Here is a 10,213-nt window from a genome sequence, read left to right on the forward strand (position 1 = left end):
TAATTGCTGTTTGTATGTTAGTGAAATTGGGTTTTGACTTGAGAAAGAATAAAGGAAAAAACAATGAGCAATAACATGATACAACAACGCAAAAACGAAGTTATGGTTTTGCTTGAGAATAAATAGATACAAGAGCGATTATGTGTTTTATGAAGAAAGGAATACAATGTCTATAACAACAACTACATGGAATAAAAGCAGTTGGAGAGATTTCCCAATCAAGCAGCACCCAATCTACACAGATAAGAGTGCTATAGAATCTGTAGAGAAAGAGCTATCAGGCTTACCACCATTAGTATTTGCTAAAGAAGCAGATAGTTTGAAAGAAAAGTTTGCAAAGGCTAGTCGCGGCGAAGCATTTGTATTGCAAGGGGGCGATTGTGCGGAGAGTTTCTCACAATTTAATGCAAACAATATTAGAGATATGTTTAAGATTATTTTACAAATGAGTGTAATTCTAACCTTTGCATCAGGTTGTCCAATAGTAAAGGTCGGTCGTTTGGCAGGACAATTTGCAAAACCTAGAAGTAGCGATATAGAAACTATAGATGGCGTGAATTATCCTAGTTATAGAGGTGATTTGATTAACTCACAAGATCTTGACAAAAGAGAGCCAGATCCAACTCGCCTGTTAAAGGGATATCATCAAAGTGCAAGTACGCTTAATCTTTTGCGTGCATTTTCTCAAGGTGGATTTGCGAATTTAGAACAGGTGCATTTATGGAATCTTAGCTTTGTCGAAAATAATAACTTTGGTAAAAAATACGCCGAGTTAGCAAGTGATATAGCAAAATCATTGCGTTTTATGAAGGCATGCGGTATTGATACAAGTAATACTCGCCAACTTAAAGAAGTATCATTTTATACATCGCATGAAGCGCTTGTGTTGCATTATGAAGAAGCTCTAACAAGACAAGATTCACTTAGTGGTAATTGGTATGACTGCTCTGCACATATGTTGTGGATAGGGGAGCGTACACGAGATATTGATCATGCGCATTTGGAGTTTTTACGTGGCGTTAGAAATCCACTTGGGGTAAAAATCGGACCCAATGCTACAAAAGATGATATATTGAAAATTTGTGATATTTTAAATCCAAATAATGAAGCAGGTCGATTAAGCCTTATTGTACGTATGGGAGCCGATAAAATTGGAGATAAATTTCCAAAATTGCTTAAAGAAATATGTAATGCTGGACGCAATGTTTTATGGAGTTGCGATCCAATGCATGGTAACACAAAAGTAGCAAGCAATGGTTATAAAACTCGTGCATTTGAAGATATTGTAAGCGAGATTGAACAATTTTTTGCTATACATGCTGCACAGGGTAGCATTGCAGGTGGTGTGCATTTGGAAATGACTGGTGCCGATGTGACAGAATGCGTGGGAGGAATACAAGCCATTGCAGAAGATAAGCTGCATACAAATTATCACACGCAATGCGATCCAAGGCTAAATGCTACACAGGCACTTGAGCTAAGCTTTATGTTGGCACAAATACTTGCCAATCGAGCTGTATGATATTTCATATAAAACGTTATATAAGTGCATAAAAAATATAATAAGAATTAGATGGGTTATATACTTATGTTTGTAGTCGTTGCGATCAAAAACAATGAGATGTATCTTAATGCACTTTGATATGTGGGGTTAAAATGCTAAGATGCTTTGTCTTTCCTGCATACTTATTTTATAAATATGGAGTTTGTGTATCTATATGTAAGATAAGATATATTTTTATTGAAAGGTGATTAATGGATACAGAAGATGAGCGGAGGCTAGAAGAGTTTGTTGCACAAAGTTTTGATTTTGCAAGGCAAAATGATAAGGAAGCATTAGAGATTATGATTAAAGCTGGATTAAATGTTAATTTGGCTAATCATCATGGAAACACCTTGCTTATGCTTGCTGCCTATAATAATAGCTTGGAAACTGCAAAAATGCTCTTAGAATATGGGGCAGATGTCGATAAAAGAAATGATAAGAATCAAACGCCTTTGGCTGGAGTGTGTTTTAAGGGATATTATGAGATGGCTGAACTTCTCATACAATATGGTGCGGATGTAGACGCAGATAATGGGCGAGGATTAACTCCTATTAATTGCGCCATTATGTTTAGAAGAAAGAATATCATTGAACTTTTGCTTAAATATAAAAAACAAAGATTGTCTTTTATGCAAAAGATTGCTATTTTTCTCTTCAATAGATGAATGTTTTGAACAACTTTGATTTTGTTAATTTGCATTTATTTTAATATGATAGTATGTCTAGCAGAGTAATATGGTTATAGACTATATGCTCTGAAAGGATTTAATATGAGCAAAAAGCTTACAACAGCAACAGGCACACCAATCGGTGACAATCAAAACTCGATTACAGCAGGTAGTAGAGGTCCCACACTTTTACAGGATACTTGGCTTTTAGAAAAGTTGGCACATTTTGATCGGGAGAGAATTCCAGAGCGTGTCGTGCATGCTAAAGGAAGTGCAGCTTATGGAGAACTTACAATCACTAACGATATTACCATGTATTCCAAAGCAGATATTTTTAGTCAAGTAGGTAAGAAGACAAAAGCATTTTTACGTTTTTCGACTGTCGCAGGAGAAAGAGGAGCGGCTGATGCAGAACGCGATGTACGTGGATTTGCATTAAAATTTTATACAAATGAAGGCAATTGGGATATTGTAGGAAATAACACACCTGTCTTTTTTATTAAAGATGCAGTAAAATTTCCTGATTTTATTCATACGCAAAAAAGGGATCCAAAGACAAACTTACGATCTGCAACGGCAGCGTGGGATTTTTGGAGTTTGCATCCAGAATCACTTCATCAAGTAACAATTCTTATGAGTGATAGAGGGATCCCAAGAAGCTATAGGGAGATGCATGGATTTGGTAGTCATACCTATAGTTTTATTAATGCAAAAAATGAGCGTTTTTGGGTAAAGTTTCACTTTAAATCTATGCAAGGGATCCATAACCTAACCAATGCAGAAGCAGAGGCAATTATAGCAAAAGATAGAGAGTCGCATCAAAAAGACTTGTTTGAAAACATTGAAAAAGGAAATTTTCCTAAATGGAGTTTCTGTGTGCAGGTTATGCCTGAAAAAGAAGCCCAGAATTACAAGGTAAATCCCTTTGATTTGACAAAGGTATGGAGTCACAAAGATTATCCGCTTATTGAAGTGGGAATTTTAGAGCTAAATAAGAATCCAGAAAATTATTTTGCCGAGGTAGAACAAGCCGCATTTAATCCAGCCAACATTGTCCCAGGTGTTGGGTATAGTCCAGATAAGATGTTACAAGGAAGACTTTTTAGCTATGGTGACACGCAGAGATATAGGCTTGGAATCAATCATTCCCAACTTCCTGTAAATGCTGCTATTGCATCTGTGAGCAATACACACAGAGATGGTTACATGCAAAGAGGAAGTTTTGGTGGAGAGAGAAACTATAATCCAAGTATATTTAATGATTATGCGGAAGATTCTAAAGCAATCGAGCCTCCATTACATATTCAAGAGGGCAATGTTATAACAAGATATAATCATAGAGATGATGACAATGACTACTATAGTCAAGCAGGAGATTTGTATCGTCTTATGGATGCTAGTCAAAAAGAAGTGCTTTGTCAAAATATTAAGGAAGCAATGGAAGGTGTGCCAGTTGATATTCAAAGACGACAGATTGAGCACTTCACGAAAGCAGATGCAGCCTATGGTAAGAGAGTGGCCGAACTTTTAGGCTTATAGCCTAAATTCTCTGTGAGCTTGCATGAAACATGACGCAGTGTCTTTAGATATGTGCAGATTATTTGAGTTTCATTGCACTCACATAGAATATAAACCTATTGCAATGGGAAGCAATTTAGGAATATGAAGATTTCTGCTGTGTGTTTTTTATGATTAAACTTAGCCCTTAGTTGGCTGCATTATATTTTATACAACAAGATGTATGATTATTTAGTAACAATTAAGATTATAATTAGGTTATAGCCCAAGAGCTTGTAAATGCAGACAGATTTCTAAACTTACTTCAAGCTTTGTGCCTTGTATATATTTTTCAGAATCTTTTGTGATAAGATAGAGTTCATTGTGAGTAGCCCCAAAACTCATATTAGATTCACTGATAATATTAAGGCACATCATAGAGCATTGTTTTTTAATAAGTGCATTTTTTGCGTTAATCTTCGCATTTTCTTTGTCGCATTCTGCTTTAAAGCCAATCTTTATAAGATTAGTAGCATTAAGTGAGGCTAAAATATCCTTATTCTCATGCAACTCTAGGGTCATTGTATCGCCTAAATCTTTCTTTTTTAACTTGCCCTCTCTTTTATGTGGGATATAATCGCTTATTGCTGCTGCCATGAAGAGATAGATTTTCTCATTCTTTATAGAATCTATTGTATGTTTAAGTGCGTTTTCATAATCTTTTGAGCTTTTTACTTGTATATGTTTAATGCTTGGCGGTAAGATTATGGGCGATTTCGAGCTAATGAAAATGACTTTCGCACCTAAATAATAGAGCGCTAAAGCAAGATTGCTAGCCTGCATACCGCTTGAATGATTGCTAATACACCGCACAGAATCAATCTCTTCAATACTGCCACCACCTGTAACAATGGCGTATTTATCCTGCCAGTATGGATTGTTAAAAACCGCTTTCTTTAAGGCAAAAAGCATAGTTTCAGTGTCTGCCATCGCCCCATTGCCTATATCACCACATGCTAGCATGCCTAAGGCTGGGTTAATAATCTCATAGCCGCTATTTTTTAGAATCTCTATGTTTTTCTGCGTAATAGGATTTTCTAGCATGAGAGTATTTGCACTTGGGGCGAAAAGCTTTGGGATATTTGGCAGGGCAAGGGCGGTTGATAGGTAGATATTGTCAGCAATGCCATTTGCGAGTTTATTGAGACTATTTGCAGTGAGTGGCGCAAAAAGGGCAATATCAGCCCATTTCGCATAGCCAATGTGATTTTGCGGTGGGTTGGAATCTTTTTGCATATTAGATTCTAAAGTGTTTGAATCCGTGTAAGGCATGCTAGCCCAGCATTCATTACTATCATGAAGCAAGGGCGTATTGCTTAGCGTCTCAAAGCTTAGAGGCGTGATGAATTTCAACGCACTTTGCGTAGCGACAACGCGGACTAATGCCCCCTCTTTACGCAAAGATCTAATTAGCATTAAAATCTTATAAATCGCAATAGAGCCACTCACAAATATGAGAATCTTTTTATCTTTTAACATATTTTTCCTTTATGTGCTTATGTGCGATTATACTTAATAATAGGGGAAAATGCAACTATGGGATTTTTGGGTGAAATATGCTGAGTATTTTGAGTTGTGTTTGATGTGTATAAACTTACTGCCCTCTAGGGCTATAACTCTGCTTTGTTGTTGAATTTGTGGCAAAAGCACATTTCAAGTTAAGTAAAACTAACAGGGATATATCAAGCAATTAGGGTATATATACATAAGATAAGCAATCTGTAAGAACTCTTGCCTGCAACAAGCATTAAGTATTTAATACTTGTTGCTTTATTTTGCCCCTTTGTCTTTTCACCGCATTCCGCATAATCTCTATGTCCTTGAAGCCCATAAGTCCCAAGTTCAATCCATGTATTGCGATACCTTACAATAATATATTGTATTTTATTGTCTTTAAAATTGGATAATATATGAAATCTCTTTAATTAAGTATAAATAAACTTAGATATTGGTATTTCTTGCACATTTAGCTATACTATTTTTTAAACTTGTCTATCTCTTTTTGTATAGAATCTAAATTTTTTACCACGCTTGAAGTCTCGCCTCTTATATCGCCATCTTTATCAGCTAATCCCCCAAAACTTAGCCAGTTAAAACTCCCTACAATCATAAACTCATCATCGCATATTAGAATCTTGGAGTGATTATCATCTGTGTTTGCTTTAAAGTTTGGATAAGATTTATCCCATTTGTCAAAAAGCATTTTAGATTCTGGATCAATAGGAGCTTTCTCAAATCTATTGCGTGGCTTTAGTCCATATTTGATAGAAACTTTTATACCTTTTTGCAATGCAGATTCTATGTCTTTTTCATATTCTTTTACTACTTTGTGTCGCACCCAAGGGCTATGGATATAGACTGCTTGTTTTGCATTTTTAAGCGCGTAGAGTAAATATTCTTTATGCTGTGCTGTTTCTATGGTCGCTCCCTCGCTTAGATCAAGCTCCAAATTGACTTGCTTTTGTATTGCTTCTGCTGTGAGATTGCTAAATTTCTCTATATTTTCTTTAAAAGCTTTATTTTTTGCATTAAAGTTACTTGTATCAATGAGTGTGGCAAAAAGCTTTATAACCGTTGTGTCCATCTCATATTTTTGTTAATCGCTGGGGCTTTGTCTTCGTGTGTTTCCTTTTTTCTAATACCGCGTTTGCTCACTTCACAATGTTTCTCGGATTTGATAATTATATGAGATGGTTCACTTTTTTTATTTTTGGCTCATTTTCTATAATCTCATATGTACCCCAAATATAAATTTAAATATTATTCAAAACTGAAATTATATCATTTTTCACAGATGACACAGAGTATTAACCTTTCATTTCCGCAAGATTCTATCCAGTTATTTTTATTTATGTCTTATCGTTAAACCCCCGCACTCACACTTAGTTATTTAGAAACCTAAAATGATTTTGTTATAATACTTAAAATTTTATGGCTTCACAAAAAGGGATTCTATGCAAAATACACGCCTTATAACATTTATATTGCGACATTATCTTAAGTTTGATAAAACGCAGCCTTTTATATCAATCACTGCGATTTTAGCCTTTCTTGGTGTGGGTGTGGGCGTTATGGTGCTTTTAGTAACGATGAGTATTATGAATGGCATGATAAAAGAGTTTGAACACAAGCTTTTTATAATGAATTATCCAATTACTATTTTTGCAACTTCTAATAGGGGGCTATCAAAAGAGCTTTTAGAATATCTAGAAGAAAAGTTTCCAAAATTAAAATTTAGCCCATATATGCAAACACAAGCAGTAATCCGCATGAATGCAGAAATCTATCCACTCGTTGTGTATGCAATCGATCTAGAGAGAGAGAAAAATGTCAATAAGGTCTTATATGAAAGTCGCACAAAAGAGTTTAGCAATACCTTTAATCTCATTATGGGTGAGACATTTTACTACTCACTTGGGCTAAATAAAGATGAAAAAGTTACACTCATATTTACAGAGCTTGCCCCAACAGGCATAGCCCTTACCCCAAAGATGAAAAAATTTGGCATTGATGGCACTTTTACAAGTGGTCTGCGAAACTATGATAACTCCATTGTTTATACGACTTTTGAGGCATTACAAGCATTGCGTGGTGTGGGAAATGGGGCTTATGAGGGATTTCATATCTTTTCTAATGAGCCTATGAAAGATATAGAATCTATCCGCCTTGCTATAGAATCTTATATGAAAGAGATTGGCAATATCGTGCATGCAGAGGCACAAGGCTGGTGGGAGCAAAATGGCAATTTCTTTGCGGCTATGGAGTTGGAGAAAAAGGCTTTGTTTTTGGTGCTTATGTTAATTATTCTTATGGCGAGTTTAAATATTATTAGCTCATTGCTTATGGTTGTGATGAATAGGCGAAAAGAGATTGCCCTGCTGATTAGTCTTGGGGCAAGTAAGAAACATGTAAAGCAGATATTTTTCCGCTTAGGTGCAGTGATTGGCGGGAGTGGCATTGTATTTGGCGTAATTGGGGCATTTATTGTCATGTGGATTCTAAAGACTTTTGATATTATCTCAATCCCTGCTGATGTGTATGGTGTATCAAAACTGCCTATTGAGTTACTTTGGAGTGATTTATTATGGACTATCATTGGAGCATGTGTTATTGTGTGCTTATCGTCATATTATCCTGCTAAAAAAGCAAGCAAAATAGATGTATTGCAAGTCTTGCGTAATGAGTAGAATTTTAGATTATTGTGTTTGAAAATACATGTTTTTAGATATAATATAAAGTTTTATGTTTTGTCATAACTTAAGGAGCAATAATGCTAGAAGGGCAAATTATAAGTTTAGATCCTGCAAATAAAGAGGGTAAAGTAGAGCAAACACTCAATAAACGCGTTTATCCATTTACCTTTGATGTGTGGCAGGGCGAAGAAGAAGAGTTAGCAACAAACATTGAGGTTGAATTTGTAGTAGAAAATCGCGTTGTCGTAAAAATGCAATTAAAAATTTCACTAGAAGATGAAGAGGCAATACCTGTTACGAAATCTCCAGAAGATTGCATTAACGAATATTTCGCAAGAGAAAAGAATATCTTAAGTCATCATCATGATTTTATTGAGGGCAATAAAGAGCTTGACTTTATGCGTATGAAACGCTTTTTATTTACCGCTTATAATGATTTGTGCGATTTAGATTCTATGCTTGAAAATAAAGAGTTAAAAGCGGTTAAGCATGAAGTTGCATCACTATATAGAGACTTTGAAGAGTATAACAAAAAGACACAATATCCACTGCCCTATGCTTTTGAGAGAATCTTTTTGGTGCGACAAGTCTCTTACACTCATTTAGAGCAATATATCGAAGATGTGAAAATAGGCATGGCAGGTGCAAAGGCAGAATCTGAACCGCTTGGCAGAAAACTCGAAGAAGAAGAGCGAACTTTAAGACTAATGCCTGATAAAAAAAGCAAGGAATACTTAGAGTTTGAAAAAGAAGTGAAAGTTTTACGCAGAAGATTTGTAGATTTGATAGATTATATCGCCAAACAAAAAGATATTATCGCAAGAGAGAGTGCGAGATTGCAAGTCTTTAAAGAAAAGCATTTTCAAACCTTTGCTGATGTATTTGCCCCTATGACTGCTGAAATAAAGGGGCGTTTTATAAAGCTACTTAATACAAAAGGTTATGAGCTAGATAAGGCAATGTGGGCGCGTGCAAAGACAAATCAGTATGTAAAGAAATTTTTCCGCGATGCAGACATTCATGGTGGATATAATTCAAAGACTTACCTACGCTATTTTCTCAAAGGGCTTGATAAAAATAAAGTCGTATCCGCAAAGACAAAAGAGCTTTTTGGACTGCTAAAAGATTTAGAAAAGCTTAGTATGCAAAATGTCATGGTGATACAAGAAAACGACACAAAGTCATTTAAATCCCAACAGCTTATTGAACGCGTAGATTCTGGACTTAAGGTAACGATTGAACATAACCCCTTTGATGCACTTGCAAAGCTAGGGGCAAAACCACAAGATATAGTTGTGCTTGATTATAAAAACATGGGATTACTAGCCTTTGATTTCATACGAGAATATAAAGCAACGCCAAATGCGAAAAACCCTGTGTTTATCGTAGTTACACCCACACCACTTGAATACGATGTAATGGAGGAAGGCAGAGCAATCGGTGTAGAATATTATGTATTAGCAAATGACGCTGAAGGCTTCTCTGATGCTATACGAATGGTTATTTAATCATTAGTTCTCAAAGATGCGATTAATTCAAGATTCTGTGAAATTTGAGAATCTCGCATGTCTTATTTAAAGCAGAATTACAAACATAAAGCTATATTGTATTTGCATGTTGAATCTTGTAGGTTGTGGTATTTGGGATTTTGAGAATCGTTAGCATTCAAGGATTATATTTATTACACTTTCTGTGAATTTACTTTTAATCATGACAGGCTAAGATTCTATGGGCAGCATGTAAAATGCAACAGATATATCTATATAGATTCTAGAAAAGATGTTTCATTTTTAGCTACATTGCAACACAAAGTAGAATCTGTATTTTTAAGATTTTATGTTGTCTATTTGGTATCAAGCTTTGCGCTCCATTGCTTGGGAATTTCTACATAGCATATTTACTTCATATTTTTGCATTCCTAGCAACTCTATTTCATAAAATTTTTCATACTTTTATTGTATTTTATAATAATTGTAAATAAATGTTTAATAATGCTTGACTCGTTTTTTTTTTTTTGTAAAATCAACTTTCAATTTAGTTTAAGTAAGGAGAAAAAATGGATCAAAGTCAGCTTATGGCGCTTACTGCTACATGGGCAAATCTCTTACCTGAAGGCACACTTGTTGGCATACAAAAGTGGCTCGAAAAGTTACCTGACGATAAGGCAAGCATGCTAGCTACAATCCAGTTTAAAACCCCTATGACAGGATTAATATGTGGCATAATTGGTGGTGTAGTTGGTGTAGATA

The 10,213-nt window shown here is 35.3% G+C and carries 7 protein-coding genes and 1 pseudogene; 6 read left to right on the forward strand and 2 right to left on the reverse strand.

Annotated features, from left to right (window positions below):
• Positions 1 to 166 precede the first annotated feature (166 nt).
• The 3 genes from T368_RS0110095 (at position 167) to T368_RS0110105 (ending at position 3,753) form a co-directional block, all read left to right on the forward strand.
• A complete protein-coding gene (locus T368_RS0110095) occupies positions 167 to 1,522 on the forward strand; it encodes a class II 3-deoxy-7-phosphoheptulonate synthase (RefSeq protein ID WP_004088431.1) in 1,356 nt (451 codons plus the stop codon).
• A gap of 233 nt (positions 1,523 to 1,755) precedes the next feature.
• The gene (locus tag T368_RS0110100; protein ID WP_004088433.1) at positions 1,756 to 2,211 is read left to right on the forward strand and encodes an ankyrin repeat domain-containing protein; all 456 of its coding nucleotides are present in this window, start codon (positions 1,756 to 1,758) and stop codon (positions 2,209 to 2,211) included.
• Positions 2,212 to 2,316: 105 nt separating this feature from the next.
• A complete protein-coding gene (locus T368_RS0110105) occupies positions 2,317 to 3,753 on the forward strand; it encodes a catalase (RefSeq protein ID WP_004088435.1) in 1,437 nt (478 codons plus the stop codon).
• 237 nt (positions 3,754 to 3,990) lie between these two features.
• On the opposite strand, the gene coaBC is transcribed toward T368_RS0110105, so the two are convergent.
• A complete protein-coding gene (gene coaBC, locus T368_RS0110110) occupies positions 3,991 to 5,250 on the reverse strand; it encodes a bifunctional phosphopantothenoylcysteine decarboxylase/phosphopantothenate--cysteine ligase CoaBC (RefSeq protein WP_004088437.1) in 1,260 nt (419 codons plus the stop codon).
• A gap of 496 nt (positions 5,251 to 5,746) precedes the next feature.
• Positions 5,747 to 6,355: a phospholipase D-like domain-containing protein gene (locus T368_RS0110115; RefSeq protein WP_004088438.1), complete on the reverse strand. Its 609-nt coding sequence runs from the start codon at positions 6,353 to 6,355 to the stop codon at positions 5,747 to 5,749.
• A gap of 370 nt (positions 6,356 to 6,725) precedes the next feature.
• Between T368_RS0110115 and T368_RS0110120 the strand changes: the two genes are divergently transcribed.
• From T368_RS0110120 to T368_RS0110130, 3 genes and pseudogenes are all read left to right on the forward strand, one after another.
• On the forward strand, positions 6,726 to 7,958 hold the full coding sequence (locus tag T368_RS0110120; RefSeq protein ID WP_004088439.1) for an ABC transporter permease: 1,233 nt from the start codon (positions 6,726 to 6,728) through the stop codon (positions 7,956 to 7,958).
• Positions 7,959 to 8,041: 83 nt separating this feature from the next.
• Positions 8,042 to 9,472 (forward strand): response regulator, encoded by a 1,431-nt coding sequence (locus T368_RS0110125; protein ID WP_004088440.1) that lies wholly within the window; start codon positions 8,042 to 8,044, stop codon positions 9,470 to 9,472.
• A 548-nt stretch (positions 9,473 to 10,020) separates the two neighbouring features.
• Positions 10,021 to 10,213: pseudogene (locus T368_RS0110130) on the forward strand (TM2 domain-containing protein); the annotation flags it as partial.

Origin of the sequence: Helicobacter bilis ATCC 51630 (assembly GCF_000686565.1) — a bacterium.
Classification (GTDB): Bacteria; Campylobacterota; Campylobacteria; order Campylobacterales; family Helicobacteraceae; genus Helicobacter_A; species Helicobacter_A bilis.